The sequence below is a fragment of the Pelomicrobium sp. G1 genome, assembly GCF_051905455.1.
Classification (GTDB): domain Bacteria; phylum Pseudomonadota; class Gammaproteobacteria; order Burkholderiales; family UBA6910; genus Pelomicrobium.
Genome location: NZ_JBQACR010000011.1, coordinates 93,158 through 115,770 on the forward strand (window position 1 = coordinate 93,158; position 22,613 = coordinate 115,770).

General features: G+C 67.5%; 22 protein-coding genes and 1 pseudogene. 13 read left to right on the plus strand and 10 right to left on the minus strand.

Annotated features, from left to right (window positions below):
• Positions 1 to 16: 16 nt before the first annotated feature.
• Positions 17 to 703 (minus strand): Bax inhibitor-1/YccA family protein, encoded by a 687-nt coding sequence (locus ACTFO6_RS11955; protein ID WP_439934676.1) that lies wholly within the window; start codon positions 701 to 703, stop codon positions 17 to 19.
• A gap of 132 nt (positions 704 to 835) precedes the next feature.
• Here ACTFO6_RS11955 and ACTFO6_RS11960 point away from each other — a divergent pair, with 132 nt between their 5' ends.
• The 3 genes from ACTFO6_RS11960 to glk are packed head-to-tail and all read left to right on the plus strand — an operon-like array spanning position 836 to position 5,019.
• Positions 836 to 1,612 carry a zinc-dependent peptidase gene (locus ACTFO6_RS11960; protein WP_439934677.1) on the plus strand — a complete coding sequence of 259 codons (777 nt, stop codon included), beginning with the start codon at positions 836 to 838 and terminating at the stop codon, positions 1,610 to 1,612.
• Positions 1,605 to 3,986 carry an EAL domain-containing protein gene (locus tag ACTFO6_RS11965; protein ID WP_439934678.1) on the plus strand — a complete coding sequence of 794 codons (2,382 nt, stop codon included), beginning with the start codon at positions 1,605 to 1,607 and terminating at the stop codon, positions 3,984 to 3,986. The genes ACTFO6_RS11960 and ACTFO6_RS11965 overlap by 8 nt, the downstream gene beginning before the upstream one ends.
• Before the next feature lie 4 nt (positions 3,987 to 3,990).
• The gene (glk, locus tag ACTFO6_RS11970; protein WP_439934679.1) at positions 3,991 to 5,019 is read left to right on the plus strand and encodes a glucokinase; all 1,029 of its coding nucleotides are present in this window, start codon (positions 3,991 to 3,993) and stop codon (positions 5,017 to 5,019) included.
• Here the strand turns inward: glk and ACTFO6_RS11975 are convergent.
• Genes ACTFO6_RS11975 through moaA form a run of 4 tightly spaced genes read right to left on the minus strand, consistent with a single transcriptional unit; the run spans position 5,003 to position 8,316 of the window.
• Positions 5,003 to 5,923 (minus strand): substrate-binding domain-containing protein, encoded by a 921-nt coding sequence (locus ACTFO6_RS11975; protein ID WP_439934680.1) that lies wholly within the window; start codon positions 5,921 to 5,923, stop codon positions 5,003 to 5,005. The two genes, glk and ACTFO6_RS11975, sit on opposite strands and share 17 nt — an antisense overlap.
• The gene (mobA, locus tag ACTFO6_RS11980; protein ID WP_439934681.1) at positions 5,908 to 6,492 is read right to left on the minus strand and encodes a molybdenum cofactor guanylyltransferase MobA; all 585 of its coding nucleotides are present in this window, start codon (positions 6,490 to 6,492) and stop codon (positions 5,908 to 5,910) included. Before mobA ends, ACTFO6_RS11975 begins: the two co-directional genes overlap by 16 nt.
• A complete protein-coding gene (locus tag ACTFO6_RS11985; protein ID WP_439934682.1) occupies positions 6,489 to 7,304 on the minus strand; it encodes a formate dehydrogenase accessory sulfurtransferase FdhD in 816 nt (271 codons plus the stop codon). The genes mobA and ACTFO6_RS11985 overlap by 4 nt, the downstream gene beginning before the upstream one ends.
• A gap of 4 nt (positions 7,305 to 7,308) precedes the next feature.
• Positions 7,309 to 8,316, minus strand: a complete 1,008-nt coding sequence (gene moaA / locus ACTFO6_RS11990) for a GTP 3',8-cyclase MoaA (RefSeq protein ID WP_439934683.1) — start codon at positions 8,314 to 8,316, stop codon at positions 7,309 to 7,311.
• Positions 8,317 to 8,546: 230 nt separating this feature from the next.
• Here moaA and ACTFO6_RS11995 point away from each other — a divergent pair, with 230 nt between their 5' ends.
• The 10 genes from ACTFO6_RS11995 (at position 8,547) to ACTFO6_RS12040 (ending at position 17,884) form a co-directional block, all read left to right on the plus strand.
• Positions 8,547 to 9,017 carry a DUF3305 domain-containing protein gene (locus tag ACTFO6_RS11995; protein WP_439934684.1) on the plus strand — a complete coding sequence of 157 codons (471 nt, stop codon included), beginning with the start codon at positions 8,547 to 8,549 and terminating at the stop codon, positions 9,015 to 9,017.
• On the plus strand, positions 8,995 to 9,606 hold the full coding sequence (locus tag ACTFO6_RS12000; protein ID WP_439934685.1) for a DUF3306 domain-containing protein: 612 nt from the start codon (positions 8,995 to 8,997) through the stop codon (positions 9,604 to 9,606). Before ACTFO6_RS11995 ends, ACTFO6_RS12000 begins: the two co-directional genes overlap by 23 nt.
• A gap of 153 nt (positions 9,607 to 9,759) precedes the next feature.
• Positions 9,760 to 11,847, plus strand: a complete 2,088-nt coding sequence (locus tag ACTFO6_RS12005) for a 4Fe-4S binding protein (protein WP_439934686.1) — start codon at positions 9,760 to 9,762, stop codon at positions 11,845 to 11,847.
• The gene (locus tag ACTFO6_RS12010; RefSeq protein ID WP_439934687.1) at positions 11,844 to 12,464 is read left to right on the plus strand and encodes a TorD/DmsD family molecular chaperone; all 621 of its coding nucleotides are present in this window, start codon (positions 11,844 to 11,846) and stop codon (positions 12,462 to 12,464) included. The genes ACTFO6_RS12005 and ACTFO6_RS12010 overlap by 4 nt, the downstream gene beginning before the upstream one ends.
• A 30-nt stretch (positions 12,465 to 12,494) precedes the next feature.
• Positions 12,495 to 12,692, plus strand: coding sequence for a twin-arginine translocation signal domain-containing protein (locus ACTFO6_RS12015; RefSeq protein WP_439934688.1), 198 nt, complete (start codon positions 12,495 to 12,497; stop codon positions 12,690 to 12,692).
• Positions 12,693 to 12,716: 24 nt separating this feature from the next.
• The gene (locus ACTFO6_RS12020) at positions 12,717 to 15,638 is read left to right on the plus strand and encodes a formate dehydrogenase subunit alpha (RefSeq protein WP_439934725.1); all 2,922 of its coding nucleotides are present in this window, start codon (positions 12,717 to 12,719) and stop codon (positions 15,636 to 15,638) included.
• Positions 15,639 to 15,660: 22 nt separating this feature from the next.
• The gene (gene fdh3B / locus ACTFO6_RS12025) at positions 15,661 to 16,284 is read left to right on the plus strand and encodes a formate dehydrogenase FDH3 subunit beta (RefSeq protein ID WP_439934689.1); all 624 of its coding nucleotides are present in this window, start codon (positions 15,661 to 15,663) and stop codon (positions 16,282 to 16,284) included.
• A 2-nt stretch (positions 16,285 to 16,286) separates the two neighbouring features.
• Positions 16,287 to 16,526 (plus strand): hypothetical protein, encoded by a 240-nt coding sequence (locus tag ACTFO6_RS12030; protein WP_439934690.1) that lies wholly within the window; start codon positions 16,287 to 16,289, stop codon positions 16,524 to 16,526.
• Positions 16,527 to 16,535: 9 nt separating this feature from the next.
• Positions 16,536 to 17,594, plus strand: coding sequence for a formate dehydrogenase subunit gamma (locus ACTFO6_RS12035; RefSeq protein WP_439934691.1), 1,059 nt, complete (start codon positions 16,536 to 16,538; stop codon positions 17,592 to 17,594).
• Between the two features lie 11 nt (positions 17,595 to 17,605).
• The gene (locus tag ACTFO6_RS12040) at positions 17,606 to 17,884 is read left to right on the plus strand and encodes a hypothetical protein (protein WP_439934692.1); all 279 of its coding nucleotides are present in this window, start codon (positions 17,606 to 17,608) and stop codon (positions 17,882 to 17,884) included.
• Between the two features lie 152 nt (positions 17,885 to 18,036).
• Here ACTFO6_RS12040 and moeA read toward each other — a convergent pair whose 3' ends face one another.
• The 5 genes and pseudogenes from moeA to ACTFO6_RS12065 all read right to left on the minus strand — a co-directional run bounded on the left by moeA (position 18,037) and on the right by ACTFO6_RS12065 (position 22,613).
• Positions 18,037 to 19,311, minus strand: a complete 1,275-nt coding sequence (moeA, locus tag ACTFO6_RS12045) for a molybdopterin molybdotransferase MoeA (RefSeq protein WP_439934726.1) — start codon at positions 19,309 to 19,311, stop codon at positions 18,037 to 18,039.
• A gap of 291 nt (positions 19,312 to 19,602) precedes the next feature.
• Positions 19,603 to 20,199, minus strand: a pseudogene (locus ACTFO6_RS12050) (ABC transporter ATP-binding protein); the annotation flags it as partial.
• Positions 20,193 to 21,233, minus strand: a complete 1,041-nt coding sequence (locus ACTFO6_RS12055; RefSeq protein WP_439934693.1) for a FecCD family ABC transporter permease — start codon at positions 21,231 to 21,233, stop codon at positions 20,193 to 20,195. The gene ACTFO6_RS12055 and the pseudogene ACTFO6_RS12050, both read right to left, overlap by 7 nt.
• Entirely contained in the window at positions 21,230 to 22,312 is a 1,083-nt protein-coding gene (locus tag ACTFO6_RS12060) for an iron ABC transporter substrate-binding protein (RefSeq protein WP_439934694.1), read from the minus strand. Before ACTFO6_RS12060 ends, ACTFO6_RS12055 begins: the two co-directional genes overlap by 4 nt.
• A gap of 88 nt (positions 22,313 to 22,400) precedes the next feature.
• Complete coding sequence (locus ACTFO6_RS12065; protein ID WP_439934695.1) at positions 22,401 to 22,613, minus strand: TOBE domain-containing protein; 213 nt, start codon at positions 22,611 to 22,613, stop codon at positions 22,401 to 22,403.

A 22,613-nucleotide genomic window follows, 5' to 3' on the forward strand; every position in this document is an offset into this window, starting at 1 on the left:
GACTGGCGAAAGCGCCCTATTCGCGCTCGCCCCCGAACGCCATCAAGAGCTGGAGTAGGGTACTGAACAGGTTGTACACGCTCACGTAGAGGGTGAGGGTGGCCGAGACGTAGTTGGTCTCGCCCCCGCGCACGATGGCGTTGAGCTGCCACAGGATGAGCCCGGCCGAGAGCAGCATGATCGCCGCGCACAGCGTGAGATGCAGCACCGGGCTCGCCAGAAACAGGTTCGCTACCACGCCGATCAGGGCGATGACGACGCCCACCATGAGGAAGCTGCCCAGGAAGCCGAAATCCCGGCGGGCGGCGGTGGCAATCCCGGAGAGCAGGAAGAACGTGAGGCCGGTGCCGCCCGCGGCCAGGGCCACCAGTTGGGCGCCGTTCTTGAGGCCCAGGGCAACCTGCAGCAGGGGACCCAGCAACACGCCCATGAGCAGGGTGAAGGCGAGGAGCAGGTAGACGCCCACGCTGCTGTTACGGTTGCGCTCGATGGCGAAGATCATGCCGTAGAACACGGCGAGCACCGCGACGCCGTAGACGATGGGATGCGCCTGCAGGACGGACAGGGGGATGCGCAGGCCCAGCAGCGCTCCCAGGGCGGTGGGAATGAGGGACAGGCCCAGCAGCCAGTAGGTGTTGCGCAGCACCCGCTGCTGTTCCAGGCTTAAGGCGTGGGTGCGGGCGATGCTGTGAACGGGGTCCATCGGTCGCTTCTCCCTCGGTGGTTTGGATTGTCCTGCTCCGATTGTGGAGGCTGTGGTCGTTTCAGCCGCAAGCCTAACGGAGCGGCTGGGAAGTTTCAACCCGGGATGTTCCGTCGAGCTATACTCGGCTCCATGCTGAGGCGAATACGGAAATGGCAGCGCAGGCGGGTGCTGGCGCGCCATCCCATCGACCCCGGCGCCTGGGCCGGGGTGATCGAACGGGTGCCGTTCCTTAAGGATCTAAGCGAGGACGAGGGCGCGCGGCTCAAAGACTGGACCGCTCTCTTCCTCCACGAGAAGAGCATCCATGGCGCCGGCGGCTACGAGGTGGACGAGGAAACGCGGCTCGTCATCGGGGCCCAGGCGTGCCTTCTGATCCTCAACCTGGATCTGGACTATTACAAGGACTGGGTGGAGGTGATTGTCTATCCCGACGAGTTCGTTCCGGAGCGGGAATACGTGGACGAGGCGGGCGTGGTCCACACGGTGCGGGAGCCCCTGGCCGGAGAATCCTGGCTGCAAGGGCCCGTGATCCTCTCGGCCGCCGACGTGGACCCGTCCTGGCACGAGGGACCGGTGAATGTGGTGATCCACGAGTTCGCCCACAAGCTGGACATGCTGAACGGCGATGCTAACGGTATGCCGCCCCTTCATCCGGGCATGGACCCGAAGGCCTGGAAGACGGCCTTCGAGGAGGCCTACCAGGACCTGCGCTGGCGCGCCGAACGGGGCCTGCCCACCCCGATCGACCCCTACGGGGCGGAAGCGCCGGGGGAGTTCTTCGCGGTAGCGAGCGAGGCCTTCTTCCAGGCGCCCCGGACCCTCAAGGCGGCCTATCCGGCGGTGTACGAGCAAATGCGCCGGTTCTACCGCCAGCATCCCGCCGCGCGGGGTGGCGGCCATGGCTGAGACCCTGGCCTGGACGCGGGGGCGCCGCTGGCTCAAGCCCCGGGCGGTAGCGGTAGCCGGCTTCGCCGTCATGCTGGTCCTGATGGTGGAGCTGGTGGCCATGGGGATGGCGCGGCTCGACGAGTTGACCGGCCGCATCGACCATATCGCTTACCGTCAGGGGACCAAGATGCAGGTCACCGCCGACCTGCTGGACGTGACGCGCCAGCGCTCGGAGCTGCTAGGGGTCCTCTTCGTGGACCGGACCCTGCGCCAGCAGGCGGAGCCCTATCGCCGCTTCGAGGCCTTAGGACGGCGCTCCGCCCAGCTCATGGACCGGCTGGAAGCCCTGGAGCAGGACCCCGCCAGGCGGGCCGCCCTGGAGGAGCTCCTGCACGCCGGCCGCGCCCTGCAGCGGATGCACGACGCCCTGGCTGCCGCCCTCCAGGCGGGCCAGATCAACGAAGCTCTACGCCTGCGCTCGTCCCAGGCGGAGCCCGCTGGCCGTTTCGAGGAACTGCTCATGGGGGCGGTGGCCACCCAGCGGGCGGAGATGCTCGCCGCCATGGACGAGGCCCTCACCGGCGCCCGGGGGGCGTATCTATTCCTCGCCGTGCTGGGGGGCGGCCTGCTGGTGATCGGCGCGCTGGTGGCGGTGCTGGTGATCCGTCACATCGGGCGGGCGGAGGCGGCGTTGCACCGGGAAAAGGAGCGGGCCGAGGTGGCGTTGCACTCCATCGCCGAGGGGGTGATCACCACCGACGCCCGGGGCTCAATCGAGGTGTTGAACGCCGTGGCGGAGCAGCTCACCGGCTGGCGCAGCGCCGAGGCGCGGGGCTTGCCGCTGGATACGGTCTACGTGGTGCTGGACGAGGAGACCCAGAAGCCCTTGCCCCACGGCTTCGGCGCGGCGGCGGGCCGCACCCTAGTCACCCGGGCGGCGATCCTCAAGGCTCGGGACGGACGGCGCATCCCGGTGGAGGAGGCCTGTTCCCCCATCCGGGGGCCGGACGGGACGGTGACCGGGCTGGTGGTAGTGTTCCACGACGTGAGCCACGTGCGCGCCATGGCCCAGCGGCTCACTTGGCAGGCGAGCCACGACCCCCTCACGGGCCTGGTCAACCGCCGGGAATTCGAGCGCCGGCTCGCCTACCTCCTGGAATCGGCCAAGACCGACGGCCGCAAGCACGCCCTGCTCTACCTGGACCTGGACAGGTTCAAGGCGGTGAACGACACCTGCGGCCACGTGGCGGGGGACGAACTGCTGCGACAGCTTGCGGCGGTGATGCACGTCAAGATCCGGGGCAGCGACACCCTGGCCCGCCTCGGCGGCGACGAGTTCGGCGTGTTGCTGGAGGCGTGCCCCGCGGACCAGGCCATCCGCATCGCCAACGGCCTGCGGGAAATCGTGCGCGACTTCCGCTTCCATTGGAAAGGCAAAACCTTCTCCCTGGGAGCGAGTATCGGACTGGTCATGGTGGACGCCGACAGCGGCACGGTGGCCGACGTGCTGGCCGCGGCCGACGCCTCCTGCTACGCGGCCAAGGAAAAAGGCGGCAGCCGGGTGGAGCTGTATCAGCCCGGCACCGGCCTCACTCGCACGCCCCAGGGCGACGTGGCCATGGTGCACCAGATCACCGGCGCCTTGGAAAAGGGCGGCTTCCGGCTCTATCGCCAGCCCATCGTGCCGGTGGCGGAGGGGGCCGGATGCCCCCATTATGAGGTGCTGGTGCGTATGGTGGATGAATCCGGCCACCTGCTCGCCCCCAACGATTTCATGCCGGCGGCCGAGCGCTTCAACCTATTGCCCATGGTGGACCGCTGGGTGGTGACAGCGCTCCTCGACTTCATGACCCGGGAAGCGGAAAACCAAGGGGCAGAGCTGGAGAGCAGCTACTCCATCAACCTGTCCGGGGCGAGCCTCAACGACAGCACCTTCGCCGACTTCCTGCGCCGCCGAATGGAGACGGCGAGGGTGCCACCCCGGCGGCTCTGCTTCGAAGTGACCGAGACCACCGCCATCTCCAACCTCACCAAGGCGAGCGAGTTCATGCACGACCTGCGGGCCCTGGGTTGCCGCTTCGCCCTGGACGATTTCGGCGTGGGCATGTCCTCCTTCGCCTACCTCAAGCATCTACCGGTGGACTTCCTGAAAATCGACGGCAGCTTCATCCGCGACCTGGCCACCAACCCGGTGGATTACGCCATCGTGGAGGCGATCAACCGCATCGCCCATCTACTAGGGATGAAGACGGTGGCCGAGTTCGTGACCGACCGGGTCACCCTGGAAAAGCTCAGGGAGCTCCAGGTGGATTACGCCCAGGGGGACCTGATCGGCGCCCCGGAACCCCTGGCGGTGCGGGTGGTGGCGAGTCCCGCCATCGCCGCTAGGTGAGCCCATGGCGGGCCGCGACCGCGGGGAAGGGGAGCTCGCCTATCTCTCCGGCGACATCGGCGGCACCCATACCCGACTGCAACTGGGACGGGTGGCGGGCGGTGCGCCCCAGCCCCTCCTGGAGCAGGTATATCTAAGCGCCGGCTACCCCAGCCTCGCCGCGGCAGCGCAGGCGTTTCTCGCCCAGCCCCGAGCCCGGGAGCTGCGCAAGCGGCTTGCGGCCGCCTGCTTTGCGGTGGCCGGCCCGGTGCAGGAAGGCTGGGCGCGGTTCACCAACCTCCCCTGGCAGGTGGAGGCTACGGCACTGGCCGCCGATCTGGGGGTGGCCCGGGTGGAGGTTTTGAACGATTTCGTCGCGGCGGCCTACGGGGTCGAAGCCTTGGCCCCCCCAGACCAGGCGGTCCTGCAGCCCGGTGTCGCCGCGCCCCACGGCGCCAAAGTGGTCCTGGGGGCGGGGACCGGCCTGGGGGTGGCGGCCTTGGTGTGGACCGGGGAGCGCTACCAGGCGGTGGCCTCCGAGGCGGGCCACATGGACTTCGCGTCCCTGGGACCCCGCCAGGCGGGCCTGGCCGAGGCCCTGGCCGACCGCTTCGGGCGGGTGTCCTACGAGCGGGTCCTCTCGGGGGCCGGGCTGGAGGCCATCGACCGCTACCTGCAGAGCCAGGCCGGTGCGCCGCCCCGGCAGCGCACCGCCCGGGAGATCACTGCCCTTGCCCTGGCGGGGGAGGACCCAGTGGCCGATCAAGCGCTGGACTTGTTCGTGGCGGTGTACGGCGCCTTCGCGGGGAACGTGGCCCTGGCCTTCCTCGCCACCGGCGGGGTTTACCTCGCCGGCGGCATCGCGCCCAAGATCCTCCCGCGCCTCACGAGTGCCGCTTTCCTCGAGCCGTTCCGCGCCAAGGGGCGGTTCTCCGCCTTGCTGGCGGCGATGCCGGTAGCGGTGGTGCTGGACGAGGGGGTGGGTCTCAAGGGGGCTTCCCGGCGGGCGGCTGCCCTGGCCTTGCGGTCTCGCCGGATCAATCCTCCGGGATAGGCAGGATCCGTCCCAGGGGCTCCAGATCGTAGCCTTTCAGCGCGGCGGCGACGGCGGCCATTTCCGACCCGCGCAGCACCTCCAGGAAATCCTGGAACAGGCGGCGGAAGTACACGGACCGGGGCAGCACCAGGTCGAAACATTCCCAGCCCAGGGGGAGAAACGCGAGCCCGAACTCCCCTGCGGCCCCGTGTACCCCCGGCGCGCAGTCGGCCTGGCCCTGGGCGATGAGGGCCGCGGCGTGGCGCTCCGAGAGGGCCCGGGCGGTTATCAGGTCCTCGGGAAGGGTGAGCCCCCGCTGGGTGAGCTGGGTTTCCAGGAAGTGCTGGGAGCCGGCGCCCTCCTGGCGCAGGGCCCAGCGTATTCCGGGTTTCACTAGGGTCTCCAGCCCGGTCGCCCCGGCGACGGCGGGGCCCAGGAGGATGCCCTGTTCCCGGCGCGCCAGCCGCACCAGCATCCAGCCCCGGTGGGTGGGGTAGCTGCGGGCGAGCTGGGGGTGGCGCCGGTCGGCGGCGGCAGCCGGGCCCCAGTGGATGGCCGCCGCATGGGCCCGGCGCTGGGCGAGGAGGGCGAGCCCCAGGCGGGTTCCTGTGGGGGACAGGGTCACCAGGGCGGATGCCCCCATTTGGCTGGCGAGCTGGGCTACGGCGGCGGCGAGCAGGGGATCGTCGCTGCCGGCAATCACCAGGCGGTCGGTGAGCACGCCCCCGTGGGCCGACTCCAGCAGCCACTCGTCCACCAGCCTGCGGGGAAATAACCACTTGCCGGCGGCCTTGGTGGCGGGAATCGCTCCCTCCTTGACCAGGGCGTAGATCTTCTTCTCGTTGAGGTGGAGGTATTCCGCCACCTCCTTGACCGTGAAGTAGTCCCGAGGTTCTCCCGCTTCGTTCACGGCCTCACCCACTGGGCGGACTGGTCCAGCTCCTCCGGGGTGTTGATGTTGCGGAATGCGTCCGCCTCGTCGTCGAAGGGGACTTCCGCCACCCGCAGGCTCGCGTACCAGGCGTCGATCTTGCGGCCGCCGCTCGCCAGATATCGTTCCAGGTGGTCCTTGAGGGCTCGGCGGCCCAGGCAGAACACCGGGTGGGGTTGATCGAAGGTCTTGGCCACCGCCAGGTCGGCATCATTCGCTTCCAAAGCGGTGCGTAGCCGCGCCACCAGGTCCAGGGGCAAAAAAGGGGAATCGCAGGGCACTGTGGCCACCAGGGGATGGGCGGCCTCGCTGAAGCCCCGGTGCAGGCCGGCCAGGGGGCCGGCGAAGCCCCCCACCTGGTCGGGAACGACCCGGTAGCCGAAGCGGGCGTACTGCTCGAGATTCTGGTTGGCGTTGACCAGCACTTCATCCACCTGGGGGGCGAAGCGCTCCAGCACCCACTGGGCCAGGGGTTTGCCTTGGAGAAGCTGCAGGCCCTTGTCCACGCCCCCCATGCGCCTGCCCATGCCGCCGGCGAGGAGGACCCCGGTGACCTTCACGCCTTGACGAACCTCTCGCGACCGGTGAACAGCAGGTAGTGCTTGCCGGTGGCCCGGCCGATCATGGTGATGCCCACCTTGCGGGCGATCTCGTAGCCCATCTGGGTGAGGCCCGAGCGGGAGACGAGGAAGGGAATCCCCATCTGGGCGCACTTGATCACCATTTCGGAGGTGAGCCGCCCCGTGGTGTAGAAGATCTTGTCGGCCCCTTCCAGCCGGTCCAGCCACATCATGCCCGCGATGGCGTCCACCGCGTTGTGTCGTCCCACATCCTCCACGAACATGAGGATGTCGGCCCCTTTGGCCAGGGCGCAGCCATGGACCGCGCCGGCCTGCTTGTAGATGGACTCGTAGCGGCGCACGTTGTCTAGTAGCCCATAGAGGGTCTCCTCCGTGAGGGTCACGTCGGCGGGCAGCCGGATCCGGTCGATCTCCTCCATCAGGTCGCCGAACACGGTGCCCTGGCCGCAGCCGGTGGTGACGGTGCGCTTCTCCATCTTTTCATCGATATCGCCGAGGCCGTTGCGGGTGGTGACCGCCACCGCCTCGGTCTCCCAGTCCACCTGCACCGCCACGATGTCCTCGATGCTGTTCACCAGCCGCTGATTGCGCAGGTAGCCGATGACCAGGGCTTCCGGGGCGCCTCCCAGGGTCATGAGGGTGACGATCTCCCGCTTGTCCACGTACAGGGTGAGGGGATGCTCGCCGGCGATCTGGGTCGGCAGCTCCTCGCCCCGCTCGTTGACCGCCGTGATGGTGAAAGTGGCGGGGCGGGCGGCGTTGGTGAGCCGGGGACGATAAGGCGCGTCCACCGCCTCAGCCTCCCGTCACCGACATGAAGCGGATCACCTTGGGCTTGGCCTGGAACAGGTTGAAGTCGTGGCCCCGGGGCTTGATGCCCATGGCATCGATGATGGCTTGGCGCACCGGCTGGTCGTCGTCGGGATAGGCGCGCAGCAGGGGCAGCAGATTTGCGGAATCGTTCTGTCCCAGGCAGGGGAAAAGCTCGCCCGTGCAGGTGACGCGCACCCGGTTGCAGGCGGCACAGAAGTTATGGGAGTGGGGGGAGATGAATCCCACCTTGGTTCGGGTGCCGGGGATGCGCCAGTAGCGGGCCGGACCACCGGTGGTCTCGGTGCTGGCGACCAGCTCGAAGCGGCTGCCCAAGAGCGCCAGCGCGTCGTCCGAGCTGTAGTAGGTGTCGATCCGGGCGTGGCCCACGTCCCCCAGCGGCATTTCCTCGATGAAGGCGATGTCGAGCTCCTGGTCCACGGCGAACTGCACCAGGTCGCAGAACTCGTCCTCGTTCACGCCCCGGATCATCACGGTGTTGAGCTTGATGCCGGCGAAGCCCGCCGCCTTGGCCGCAGCGATCCCGCGCAGCACCTTGTCCAGGTCCCCGACTCGGGTGATGCGCCTGAATTTGTCCGGGTCGAGACTGTCCAGGCTCACGTTTACCCGGCGCACCCCCGCTTCCACCAGGGGCCGGGCGAACCGCTCGAGCTGGGAGCCGTTGGTGGTGAGCACCAGCTCCTTGAGCCCCGGGAGCCGCCCGAGCTGCTGGAACAGCCAGAGCACGTTTTTGCGCACCAGGGGCTCGCCCCCGGTGATGCGGATCTTGGTGACCCCCAGGCCCACGAACACCCGGGCAAGCCGCAGGCATTCTTCCAGGGACAGGACCTGGGCGCGGGGAAGAAAAGTCATCTCTTCCGCCATGCAGTAGGTACAGCGGAAGTCGCAGCGGTCGGTGACCGAGAGGCGGATGTAGTTGACCGTGCGGCCGAACTTGTCTATCAGCGGGCTTGCCCCAAGGTCATGGCTCATTTTTTCCAATCCTCGTTTCTAGGACGGTTCCGAATAGCTGTTGCAAGGGTCGTTCCGGGGCCGCACGGGTAAGAGCGGAAAAATTATTACAAAAACTCCGACATATGCTCAAGGCGCCCGTGCACCCGTTTCGATCCGAAGGCGTTGAAGTTTCCGGGGGAACCGGTAGGCTCGAACGCTGCCTGTTACTTTAGACTATATTGGATCCTATGCCTGCAGAAACTTTGCCCGTGGCGGTCGTCATGGAGCGTTTGCGCCTGGACAATCCTTGGTGCTCCCACCGTTGGGAGGCTATCGGGGTGGTGGAGGACGGCGCGCCCCCGGAGACCCCGCCCCGGGTGATCTTCGAGGACGAACGGCACCGACGGGTGCTCCATACCGGCTTCCGCCTGGAGCTACGCCGGGACGAGGCAGAAGACTACTGGCTCAACGTCTCGGCGAGCGAGCCCCGGGTCTTCGTCCTGTGGCGCTACGACGAGCAAGGAGAAGCGCGTCCCGCCTTCGTCACGGTGAGCTACGGGGAAGCGGCCCGGTGGATGGACGCCAACGAGCAGGTGGACGGGGTGCCCATGTCGCCGGAGATCTACCGCTGGGTCGGGGAATTCGTGGAAACCCACTACCGGCCGGACCCCGAGGCGAAAAAACGCCGCCGCTACGCCTCCAGCAGGCTGGAACACCATGGCAAGCTCCGACAGGACTGACCCGCCCTCCGCCGGCAAGCCGGCCGAAGGCCGGAAGGAACCCGCGCCCGTCCCGCGGCGAGGGGAGGAGCCTTTCCTCGCCCGCTGGTCCCGGCTCAAGCGAGAGTCCCGGGCCGCTCAAGGGAGCCCGGGCGGCCCCGAGCGCAAGCCGGCGGACGACCCGCCTCCGCCCCTGCCGCCCCTGGAAAGCTTGAGCTTCGACTCGGATTTCCGGGCATTCATGCACCCCAAGGTGGAGGACGGGCTGCGCCGGGCGGCGCTGAAAAAGCTCTTCGGCGACCCCCATTTCAACGTCATGGACGGGCTCGACGTGTACATCGACGACTACAACAAGTTCGAGCCCCTGGAGCCAGAGCTGCTGGCCAGGCTGACCCATACCGTGGAGCACTTGCTGCAGAGCCGCTCCCGGGAGGAGGAGGCGCCGCAAGGACCGGCGCTGGCCCAGGCCGGGGAGGGCCTCCCGCCGCCGGGGCAAGAGCCGCCTGCCGCCCCGGAGCCCTCCGAGGCCCGGGGCGAGGGAGCGCCCGCCGCCCCCGATACCCCGTCCCCCGACCAAGCAGAGCCCCGGAACCCCGACGCCCGCGCCTGAACCTGGCCGGAAAGATCGGCGGGCGGAAAGGGGCGTTGTCCTTATTTCTCCTTTCTTGTCGTTTCTTTCATGTTTTCTCCGGCTCGTGGATTGCTGGAATTTATGAGGTCTATAAACAACAGGGTTTTGCGCAAGCGAAGCTAACCCATTGAAATGCCGTTGAACGACAAGGCGATCCGGGTCTGTACCTGCAATGGCACGATGACCGTGGATGGGTCATTGTTGGCCAAGGGCATGCAGCTCGACGCGCCTCTCCCCGTCCACCAACAGCTTTGCCGGCGGCAGATCGGGGAAGTGGAAGCGGCCCTGAAGAGCGGCGGGGACACGGTGGTGGCCTGTACCCAGGAGGCGCCCCTTTTCGCCGAGGTGGCGGCGGGCATCGACGCCCAGGCACCGGTGCGCTTCGTCAATATCCGGGAAACCGCCGGCTGGTCCCGGGACGGCCGCAACGCCGGTCCCAAGATGGCGGCCCTCCTGGCGGCGGCCCTGGTGCCGGATCCCGAGCCGGTACCCCGGGTCTCTTACAAGTCCGAAGGGCGCCTGCTGATCATCGGCCAGGCGGCGGCCTGCGTCGCCTGGGCCGACCGCCTGGCGAATCAACTCGAGGTGAGCGTGCTGGTGGCGAGCACCGCCGGCGGGGGAGACCTGGGCGCCGAGCGCCGCTACCCGGTGTTCTCGGGTCGGGTGAAAGAAATCAGGGGATACCTGGGTGCTTTCCAAGTCCGCTGGGAGCAGGCGAATCCCATCGACCTGGAGGTCTGTACCCGGTGCGGCGCCTGCATCCGGGTCTGTCCGGAGCGCGCCATCGATTTCACCTACCAGATCGATCTGGACCGGTGCAAGGCCCACCGCCAGTGTGTGGTGGCCTGCGGCGAGGTGCGGGCCATCGACTTCGAGCGGGCGGAGCGGGAGCGCTCGGAAACCTGGGACCTGGTGCTGGACCTGTCCGAGAAGCCCCTGTTGTCCATGCCCCAGCCGCCCCAGGGCTATTTCGCCCCCGGCCGGGATCCCCTGGACCAGGCTCTTGCGGCGCAGCAACTGCTCGGGCTGGTGGGCGAATTTGAGAAACCGAAGTTTTTCGTCTACAGAGAAAGTATCTGCGCCCACAGCCGATCGAAAATCACCGGGTGCAGCAAGTGCCTCGACGTCTGCTCGACGGCGGCCATTTCGGAGGAGGGGGATCACGTCCGGGTGGAGCCTCACCTGTGCATGGGTTGCGGCGGGTGCGCCACGGTGTGCCCCTCCGGCGCCATGACCTACGCCTATCCCCGGGTCGCGGACATGGGCACTCGCTTGCGCGCTCTGCTGCAAGCCTACCTCCGGGCCGGAGGGAAGGACGCTTGTTTGCTGTTCCACAACGCCACCGACGGGCGCGAGCTCCTCTTGAAGCTCGGCCGCCAAGGCCAGGGCCTGCCCGCCCGGGTGATTCCGGTGGAAGTCTTTCACGTGGGTTCCGTGGGGCTGGACCTCATGTTGGGCGCCATCGCCCTGGGGGCTGGCCAGGTGGCGGTGTTGAGCACCGGGGGCGAGGCGGAAGGCTATCTGGCGGCGCTGCGGCAACAGATGACCTACGGCCAGGAAATTCTCCACGGGCTGGGCTATGGCGGCACCCACCTGCATCTGGTGGAGGCCTCTGACGTGGAGGCGCTGGAAGAGGCCCTGTGGGATCTTCCCCGAGCCGAGACCTGTCCGCCCGCGCTTTTCAACCTGTCCAACGACAAGCGCAGCACCCTGGACTTCGTCTTCGAGCACCTCCTGCGCCATGCCCCCCGCCCCATGGAGGCGGTCGCCCTGTCGGCGGGAGCGCCTTACGGCGAGGTGCGCCTCGACAAGGAACGCTGCACCCTGTGCATGGCCTGCGTCGGGGCCTGTCCCGAGAGCGCCCTGCTGGACGGCAAGGAGCTGCCCCAGCTCAAGTTCGTCGAGGCCAATTGCGTGCAGTGCGGCCTGTGCGCCAAGACCTGTCCCGAGGGTGCCATCACCCTGGCGCCCCGGCTGCTGCTGTCCAAGGCGTCCAAGGAGCCGCGGGTGCTCAACGAGGCGGAGCCTTTCCACTGCGTGAAGTGCGGTAAGCCCTTCGCCACGAAGCAGATGATCGACAACATGACGGCCAAGCTCGCCTCCCATTCCATGTTCGCCGAAGCGGGGGCGCTCACCCGGCTGCAGATGTGCGCCGACTGCCGGGTGATCGACCTCATGCAAGGCGAGAAGAAGGTGTCCATCTTCGAGGTGACCCGATGAGCGGCAGCGCCATGACCGTGCACGCCCCGGCGCCGGTGGCTCCGGAGGATCTGGCCCGGGCCGACATGTACGCGCTGATCTCCAACTTGTTCTACGCGCCGCCGTCGGACGAGCTGCTGCGCCTGGTGGCCCAATCCGATGCGGGGCCGGGAGGAGAGGGGGCGTCGCCTTTCGCTTCCGCCTGGCGCGATCTGAAGGCCGCGGCCGCGGCGGCCGATCCGGCGCGGGTGCGGGAAGAGTTCGAGACCCTGTTCTACGGCGTGGGGCGGCCCAAGGTCATGGTGTTCGGCTCCTATTACCTGGCCGGGTTTATGATGGAAAAGCCCCTGGCGGCGCTGCGGGACGACCTGGCGGTGCTGGGGTTTTCCCGCAAGCTCACCGCCGGCGAACCCGAGGATCACATCGCGGCCCTGTGCGATGTGATGCGCATCCTGATTCTTTCCGGGGCCGGGCTGGAGACCCAGAAGCGGTTTTTCTCCGCCCATGTGAAATCCTGGTACCCGAGGCTCGCCGAGAGCCTGGCGCGGACCGAGGAGGCCGATTTTTTCAGGCACGTGGCCAGGTTTGCTGCAGCTTTTTTCGATGTGGAAGTGGCTTCGTTCGACATTGCCGATTGACGGCTGACAGAGAAGAGGAGGGTAAAGACCATGAGCGCGACGACCAATGCCGGAAGGCGCAAGTTCATGCTGGCGCTCACCGCCGGCGGCGCGGCGGCCGCGACGGCCGCTTTGACCGGGACTTCCCCGGCGCACCTCAAGGCGAAAGCCGGGAAAGCGGCGGCCGCCAAGCGGGGCTACCAGGAGACGGCCCACGTGCGCCAGTACTACCAGACCGCCCGGGTCTGACGGAAGGAGGAGGCTCTAAACATGTTGCTGATCAAGAAATCGACGACTGAGGTCCAGCGCTCGGGTCGCCTGAGCCGTAGCGTGGCCGCTTTCCTGGGCAACACCATGGACCGGCGCACCTTCCTCAGGCGCTCCGGCATCGCGGTCGGTGCCGGCGCCTTTGCCAGCCAGTTGCCCTTCTCCATGATGGATAGGGCCCAGGCCGCCAAGGCCGAAGGCGCGGGTTCCGTGGAGGTGCGGCGCACCGTGTGTACCCACTGCTCGGTGGGTTGCGCCATCGACGCCGTGGTGAAGAACGGGGTGTGGGTGCGGCAGGAGCCGGTGTTCGATTCGCCCATCAACCTGGGTTCACACTGCGCCAAGGGCGCATCCGTGCGCGAGCACGGCCACGGCGAGCATCGCCTGCGCTATCCCATGAAGCTCGCGGGCGGCAAGTGGCAGAAGATCAGTTGGGAGCAGGCGATCAACGAGGTGGGCGACAAGCTGCTCGCCATCCGCAAGGAGAGCGGCCCCGACGCGGTGTATTGGATCGGCTCCAGCAAGCACAGCAACGAGCAGGCTTACCTGCTGCGCAAGTTCGTGTCCATGTGGGGCTCGAATAACTGCGACCACCAGGCGCGCATCTGCCACTCCACCACCGTGGCGGGGGTGGCGAACACCTGGGGTTACGGGGCCATGACCAACTCCTACAACGACGAGCAGTTCTCCAAGTGCATCCTGTTCTTCGGCTCCAACGCCGCCGAGGCGCACCCGGTGTCGATGCTGCATACGCTGCACGCGAAGGAGAACGGGGCCAAGGTGATCGTGGTGGATCCCCGCTTCACCCGCACCGCGGCCAAGGCGGATTATTATTTCCGCACCCGCTCCGGTAGCGACGTGGCGTTCCTGATGGGGCTGCTCTATCACATTTTCAAGAACGGCTGGGAAGACAAGGAGTACATCCGCCAGCGGGTCTACGGCATGGACAAGGTCAAGGAGGAAGTCCTGACCAAGTGGACTCCGGACAAGGTGGAAGACGTCACCGGCCTGGACGAAAAGTCGGTCTACACGGTGGCTAAGCTTATGGCGGAGAACCGGCCGTCCACCATCGTGTGGGCCATGGGCCAGACCCAGCACACCACCGGCAACGCCATCGTGCGCGCTTCCTGCATCCTGCAGCTCGCCCTCGGTAACGTGGGCGTCTCAGGGGGCGGGTGCAACATCTACCGCGGCCACGACAACGTGCAGGGCGCCACCGACGTGGGGCCCAACCCGGATTCCCTGCCGGGCTACTACGGCATCGCGCCGGGATCGTGGAAGCACTGGGCGAGGGTGTGGGGCGTGGACTACGAGTGGCTGAAGGGCCGCTTCGCCTCCGAGGCCATGATGACCAAGCCGGGCATCACCGTGTCCCGCTGGTTCGACGCGGTGCTGGAGAAAAACGAGAACATCGACCAAGATCCCAACCTGCGGGCGGTGATCTACTGGGGCCACGCGCCCAACAGCCAGTCCCGCAACAAGGACATGCTGGAGGCGATAAAGAAGCTCGACCTCATCGTCGTGATCGACCCTTACCCGTCCGCCACTGCGGCCATGGCTGCCCTCGCCCGCACCGACGGCGCGTACCTCCTGCCGGCAGCCACCCAGTTCGAGACGTCCGGGTCCTGCACGGCGTCCAACCGGTCGATCCAGTGGCGGGAGCGGGTGATCAAGCCCCTATTCGAGTCCCAGACCGACCAGGCGATTATGTACGCTTTGGCCAAGAAGTTCGGGTTCGAAAAAGAGTTCGCCAAGAACCTGAAGATCGTCAAGCCCGATCCAGACAAGTTCGAGGAACCCGAACCCGAATCGATCCTGCGGGAGATCAACCGAGGGACCTGGACCATCGGCTACACGGGGCAGTCGCCGGAGCGGTTGAAGGCCCACATGCGCAACATGCACGTCTTCGACGTGAAGACTCTGCGGGCCAAGGGCGGGGTGGATAAGGAGACCGGGTACGTGCTGGACGGCGACTACTTCGGGCTGCCGTGGCCCTGCTATGGGACGCCGGAGCTGAAGCACCCGGGTACCCCCAACCTGTACGACACCTCCAAGCACGTCATGGACGGCGGCGGCAACTTCCGCGCCAACTTCGGCGTGGAGCGGGATGGAGTATCGCTGCTGGCGGAGGACGGCTCCCACTCCAAGGGCGCCGACATCACTACCGGCTATCCCGAGTTCGACCACGTGTTCCTCAAAAAACTAGGCTGGTGGGACGAGCTGACCGAGGAAGAGAAGAAGGAGGCCGAAGGCAAGAACTGGAAGACCGACCTCTCCGGCGGCATCATCCGGGTGGTGATGAAGAACCACGGCTGCCATCCCTTCGGCAACGCCAAGGCCCGGGCGGTGGTGTGGAACTTCCCCGATCCCATCCCGCAGCACCGGGAGCCCCTCTACTCGCCGCGGCCGGATCTTGTAGAGAAGTATCCCACTCATGACGACAAGAAGGCGTTCTGGCGCATGCCCACCTTGTTCAAGACCATCCAGATGGCGAACAAGGAGATCTCCAAGGAGTATCCGCTAATCATGACCAGCGGCCGGCTCGTGGAGTACGAGGGCGGGGGCGACGAGACCCGGTCCAACCCGTGGCTCGCCGAGCTGCAGCAGGACATGTTCGTCGAGGTGAACCCGAAGGACGCCAACAACGCCGGGGTGCGCAACGGCGAGTACGTGTGGGTGGAGTCCCCCACCAAGGCGCGCATCAAGGTCAAGGCGCTGGTCACCGAGCGCGTGGCCCCGGGAACGGTGTTCCTACCGTTCCACTTCGCGGGATGGTGGATGGGCCAGGACCTGCTGGACAAGTATCCGCAGGGGGCGGCGCCCATCGTCCGTGGGGAAGCGGTCAACACCGCCACCACCTACGGCTACGACGCGGTCACCATGATGCAGGAGACTAAGACGACGCTCTGCCGCATTTCCAAGGCGTAACGGATTCGGAGGAGGCTAGACCATGGCTCGAATGAAGTTCATATGCGACGCGGAGCGCTGCATCGAGTGCAACGCCTGCGTGACCGCGTGCAAGAACGAGCACGAGGTGCCCTGGGGCGTGAACCGCCGGCGGGTGGTGACCATCAACGACGGCGTGCCCGGGGAGCGCTCCATCTCGGTGGCGTGCATGCACTGCTCGGACGCCCCGTGCATGGCGGTGTGTCCGGTGGACTGCTTCTACAAGACCTCGGAGGGCATCGTCCTGCACGACAAGGATCTGTGCATCGGCTGCGGCTATTGCTTCTACGCCTGCCCGTTCGGCGCGCCCCAGTTTCCCCAAGACGGGGGCTTCGGGCTGCGCGGCAAGATGGACAAGTGCACCTTCTGCGCCGGCGGCCCCGAGCCGGACTTCTCCGAGGTGGAATTCAAGAAGTACGGCCGCAACCGCATCGCGGAAGGAAAGCTCCCCGCCTGCGCCGAGATGTGCTCCACCAAGGCCCTCCTGGGCGGCGATGGGGACGTGCTGGCGGACATCTATCGGCAGCGGGTCCTGGTGCGCGGCAGGGGCGCGGAGGTCTGGGGCTGGGCGACCGCCTACGGGCGGCCTGAGCAGCAGCCGAGCGCGCCGGCCGGGAAAGGAGGCTGATCATGAAAAAGGTGGCAGCGGCCGCCATCGCGGCCCTGCTCGCCTTGGGACTCGGGGCCTGCGGCGAGAGGCCGCAGGTGACCCAGTACAAGGCGGGCAAGTACCAGGGCAAGCCGGACAGCCTGCCGTGGGACAACGAGGAGTTCAAGGGCGATAAGGCGGCCTGGGAGAAGAGCATTAAGACCCGGCAGTTGGGCCAGAACGAGTACGTCCGCATCGCGGGCGATACGGCCGGACGATAGGAGGAATCCATGCCAAACCTTGTCTGTGCCCGTTTCGCGGCGACCGGGCTGCTGGGCCTGGCGCTGATCGGGGGGACGGCGCTGGCCGCTCCCGGGCAGCAGCCGTTCGTGGATGTCCCGATGCAGCGGGTCGAGGAGCAGCAAGCGCGCCAGGAGACCCAGCCCCTCAACAACGCGCCGGTGTGGCGCGAGGTGCGCTCGGGTCAGGGCATCACCCAGGTGCGCGGCGTCGAAACCGGGGTGTTGGTCCAGTCCCAGGGAGAGACCTGGCGGGAGCTGCGCAACGGTCCCGTCACTTTGTATGGCGGCATCCTGATGATCGCGGTTCCGCTCCTGATCCTCGCCTTCTACCTGATCCGGGGCCCCATCGGGCAGCACGAGCCCGACACCGGGCGCAAGATCCTGCGCTTCAGCGCTTGGGACCGGGTGATCCACTGGTCCACGGCCATCTCCTGGGTGATCCTGGCCATCACCGGCCTCGTCATCCTTTTCGGAAAGTTCGTGCTGCTGCCGGTGTTCGGTTACACGGTGTTCGCGTTTTTCGCCAACCTGTCGAAAAACCTGCACAACTTCGTGGGGCCGTACTTCATCGTCTCGGCGCTGGCCATGATTGCCACCTACATGGGGCGCAACCTCCCCCGCGCCTACGACCTGCAGTGGCTCGCCAAGCTGGGGGGCTTTTTCAGCAAGAAGGAGGTGCCTTCCGGCTTTTTCAACGCCGGCGAGAAGCTGTGGTTCTGGATCGGCGTCGTTTTCCTCACCATCGTGGTGAGCGTCACCGGGCTGATCCTGGACTTCCCGAACTTCGGGCAGGGGCGTGAGGCAATGCAGCTCGCCAACGTGATCCACGCCATCGGCGCGCTGCTCTACATGGCCTTCGGCATGGGCCACATCTACCTGGGCACCATCGGCGTCCAGGGGGCCTACCACTCCATGCGCTACGACGGCATGGTGGACGAGGCCTGGGCCAAGGCCCACCACGAGTACTGGTACGAGGAGGTCAAGGCCCAGCAGAAGGCGGGGGCCCAGGCCGCGCCCACCGTGGGCGGCGCCCCGCAACGGGCTTGAGGAGGAGGCAAATGAAGCGCAGCACATGGATCGCCGCGGCGATGGGGGCCCTGCTCGCGGTCGGCGCGGCGGGCACGGTTCAGGCCAAGCTGCCGCCGCCGACGGAAGAAGAAAAAGCCAAGATGGAGGAAGCCAAGCGCAAGGCCGAGGAGGCGGCGAAGAAGCAAGCGGAGGCCCTTGCCCGGGTGCAAGACATGATTTCCGAGCGCTACAAGCGCGCCAAGGCCGGGGCGGCCCCCGAGACTGCCAAGCCGGTCGCCGCGGCCGCCGCGAAAGAGACAAAGAAGTAACTGACCGCCGGTTCGGAAAATGGGGCGCAACCTTCGGGTTGCGCTTTTTTGTTGGTGCGCCCCGGGCTTTTTCGTTCGGATTGGATGCGCGGATCGAGCGCATTGAGCGGCTGCTCGATTTGGTGGCGACCTGACCCGGGCCGCCCGTCCCCCTATACCAGGCCTTCCATAAGCTGCACCTCCACCAGGCTGCCGGCGGGCAGGGGACCCTGGTCGTGGGGCAGGACGATGAAGCAGTTGGCCTCCGCCATGGAGCGCAGGATGCCGGAGCCCTGTTCCCCCGTGACCCGCACTACCCATTCCCCCGAGGGCTCCTGGGACAGAATCCCCCGCTGGAACTCGGTACGGCCGGGTGCTTTCTTGAGGGGAGTGACGCATCTCACCTGGAAGGTGGGCAGGGGTGTCACGTCGCTTCGCCCCATCAGCACGAGCAGCGCGTCGCGGACGAATTCGTAGAAGGTCACCATGACGGAGACCGGGTTTCCCGGCAGCCCAAAGAAGTGGGCTCCTCCGACTTTGCCGTAGGCTAGGGGCCGGCCGGGCTTCATGGCGATCTTCCAGAACACCACCTCCCCCAGCTTGTCCAAGAGATCCTTGGTGTAGTCGGCCTCCCCGACGGACACCCCGCCGCTGGTGATCACCACGTCCGCCATGGCGGCGGCTTCCTGGAAGGCCTGCTCCAGGGCCGCCGGGTCGTCCCGCACCACCCCCATGTCGATCACCTCGCACCCCAGGCGAGCGAGCATGCCGTAGATGGTATAGCGGTTGCTGTCGTAGATCTGGCCTTCCCCCAAGGGGGTGCCGATGGACACCAGCTCGTCCCCCGTGGAAAAGAAGGCCACCCGCAGGCGCCGGAACACCGGGACCTCGCCGATGCCCAGGGAGGCGAGCAGCCCCAGCTCCGCGGGCCGGAGCTGCTTGCCCCGGACGAGCACCACCTGTCCCGGCTTGAGATCCTCCCCCGCCCGACGCACGTTCTGCCCGGCTTTGTAGTTCCCCGGCCCGATCCGGGCCGTCTGCCCGTCGGACTGCACCTGCTCCTGCATGACTACCGTGTCCGCGCCGGCGGGAACGATGGCACCGGTCATGATGCGCACGCACTCGCCGGGCCCCACCGCGCCACGGAAAGGCGCTCCGGCGAAGGCGGTGCCCAGCACCCGGAGTGCGGTTTCTCCGTCAGGCTTCAAATCGGTGTGGCGCACGGCGTAGCCGTCCATGGCGGAATTGTCGTGGGCGGGAACGGCCAGGGGGGAGATCACGTCCTCCCCCAGCACCCGCCCCAGGGCGGCGCGCAGGCTCACCCGCTCGGTGCCGGTCACAGGAACGAGAAACTGCCGGATGAGCTGCCGGGCCTTGTCCACCGGCAGGGAGTTGGGGTCGTAATCGTCGGCGCAGCTCGCCGCCTGCAGGGATTTCGCTGGTTGCATGGTCTTCGCTCCGTGGATTCTTTCGGGCCTGGCTGGTCTTCGAATTTTACGCCGTCCCGGTCGAGGGATGCCGTGGGGGGCGGCATTCCTTCGCGCGAGGGACGGGACGCAGGTCTTGCGGGTCTCGCCCGGGCCCACGGGGACATCCATCACCTGGACATGGACGCCGTACACCCGGTACAGGTTCTCGCTGGTGATGGCATCCGCCGGCGGGCCGTCGCACAAGATGGCCCCGTCGCGCAACATCAGCACCCGATCGGCGCAGATGAAGGCCTGGTCCGGATCGTGGGTCGAGAACAGGATGCCGATGCTTTCCCGGGCGAGGGCGCGCATCTGGGCGAGCACCAGGAGCTGGTTGCCGAAGTCCAGGTTGGCCGTGGGCTCGTCCAGCACCAGCAGCTTCGGCTCCTGGGCCAAGGCCCGCCCGATGAGGGCGAGCTGCCGCTCGCCGCCGCTCACCTGGGTGTAGATCCGGTCCGCCAGGTGGTCGATGCCCAGCATGGCCATGATCCGCTCTGCCGCTTCGTGGTCGCGGCGGCCGGGTGCCCCGAACAGGGGCAGGTGGGCGGTGCGCCCCATGAGCACAATCTCCCGCACGGTGAAGGCGAAATAGCCGCTGTGGGCCTGGGGAACGTAGCCCATGGCCCGGGCGAGGGCGTCCCGGCGCCAGCGCCCGATGGGCACGTCCTCGACGAGGATGTCCCCCGCCTTGGGGGGCAGCAGGCCCAGGACGGTGCGAAAGAGGGTGGTCTTGCCGCAGCCGTTGGGCCCCAGCACGCAGATCACCTGGCCTGGCGCCAGGGTAAAGCGGAATCCCGCCCCGATGACCCGGTCCGGGTAGCCGTAAGCGAGGTCGTTGACCTCAAGCGCCGCAGGGTGCATCACCATCCCCGCCGGGTGGTGGCGAGCAGCCACAGGAACACCGGCGTCCCGATCACGGCGGTGAGCACGCCGGGAGGGATTTCGATCGCCGCCAGGGTCCGCGCCAGCGTGTCCACCGCCAGCAGATAGCACGCCCCGAACACCATGCTGAGGGGCAACAGGCGGCCGAAGTCCGGCCCCACCAGGAGCCGGGCCGCGTGGGGCACGAGGAGCCCGACCCAGCCGATCACCCCGCTCACCGCGACGCTTGCCGCTGTCATAAGGGTCGCCGCGCACACCACTGCGAGGCGCAGGGCTGCCGTGTTCACGCCCAGGGCCCGGGCCTCGTCGTCAGGGAGCGAGAGGAGATTCATGCGCCAGCGCAACAGCGTGAGCGGCAGCAGCGCGGCGAGGGCCAGGGGCGCCGCCACCCGCAGGTCCGAGGGGGTGATGGCGGCCAGGCTCCCCAGGAGCCAGTAGGTGATGGCGGGCAGCTGATTGTAGGGGTCGGCGAGGTATTTGATCAGGGCGAGTAGCGCCCCGAGGAGGGTTCCGATCACAACGCCCGCCAGGATGAGGGTGAGGATGGGGTCGTGGCGGCGCACCGCCGAGCCCACTGCGTACACCACGGCCACGGCAAGGAGCCCTCCCACGAAGGCGAATCCCTGGATCGCCACGACCCCCAGGGAAAAAAATATGGCGAGGGCCGCCCCTAAGGCTGCGCCGGAAGAGACCCCGAGGATGTCGGGGGAGACTAGGGGGTTGCGGAACATGCCCTGGTAGGCCGCCCCCGCCGCGGCGAGGGCGGCGCCCACCACGATGGCGGCGGCGATGCGCGGCCCGCGGATCTGGAAGATCACGGTCTCCACGGCGGAAGGGGCGGCGGCTGTCCCGCCCAGCCGGGCGACCAGGACGTGGAAGAGCTCGCCGGGGGAGACGGGAAATTTGCCCACCATGAGGGCTACGACCACTAAGCCCAGCAGCAGGGCGGAAGACGCCCAGAGGGGCCACTGGGACAGGCCACTCCCGGAGCCGCGACGCAAGGCGAAGACGCTGGTCATCGGAGAGGCCTCTGCGGCGCAAGGAGCGCGTCGAGGAGCGCCGGATCCGGGGAGCAATGGTAGAACAGGCGGTAGAACCCCTCGGTCTCGCGCCGCAGGTCGCCGGGGAAGCGATCAGGGTACAGGACGGCCGCCAGCCAGCGCACGCCCATCACCCGATTGAGGCCGGGCGGAAAGTCCACCCATCCGAACGGGAGATGGGGCGAGAGGTGCACCCGTCCGCTGCGCACGGCCGCCACCCCGGCCCAGGCGGGATCGCTCCATACCGCGGCGTAGAAGTTGGGATCGATGGTGACGATCACCTCGGGATTCCAGGCGAGCACCTGTTCCCGGGACACGTTGATTAGCCCGCCGCCGGGTGGGCCCGCAGCCACGTTGCGGGCGCCTACGAACTCCAGCGCCTCCACGTTGATGGAGCCGGGCAGGGCCGTCTGCAGCCCGTTCGGTCCCCGGGCGTAGTACACCCGCGGGCGCTGCTCTTCGGCAATCATCGATACCTGGGTGCGCACCTCCTCCAGCGTGCGGCCCACGTACTGGGCGAGCCGCTGGGCGCGGTCGTCGCGCCTTAGCAGGGCCCCTGCCAGCTCCAAAGTGCGAGACAGCGCTTCGAGCCGCCCGTCCAGCAGCACGTAGGGCACGCCGGTCTGGGCCTGCACCCGATCAGCGAGGGATACGAAGGTGGGCGTCACGGAGCCCACGTCCAGGATGAGATCGGGGCGGGCCTCCAGCACCGTTTCCACGTTAGCGGTGTTGGCGCGCCCCGTCAGCCGACCCAGGGCCGGAAGGGCGGCGTAACGCGGGGGAATGAAGCGGGCCTCCTCGGGCGTCATGGCCCGGTTCCATCCGAGAAGGGTATCGGGGGCGATGGCGAAGACGAGGACACTGGCAGGCGGTCCCGCGGCGAACACCCGCTCCACTCGGGCCGGCACGGCGATCCGCCGTCCCGCCGAGTCTTCGAAGGTCACCGTCGTCTCGGCCCTGGCAAGAAGGGCTGCCATCAGGAGGACGGCGAAGGCCGCGCCGGCGAGCTCCCTGCGGCCCCAAGGGGCGGCGGCCTTTTCAACCTGGGCACGGGTCAAGCGGCTCCCTCGAAGCGACGGCACGGACCAAACGCGGCAAAAAATCATTTTAGCAGCCCCGCCTTCCCGGCTGCGGACAAGCCCGGCTTCAGCGGTCCACGCCCACCATCACGCTGTCGGCCTTGAATACGGCGTAGGCCGCCTCGCCCTCTTTAAGCCCGAGGTTTTCCGCCGATCCGGTGGTGATCACGGAAACGATCTCTACCCCCGCGGCCACCTCCAGAACGACTTCCGTGCTGATGGGGCCTTTGCGAATCTGTTTGATTTTTCCGGGAAGGACGTTGCGTGCGCTCAGCTTCAT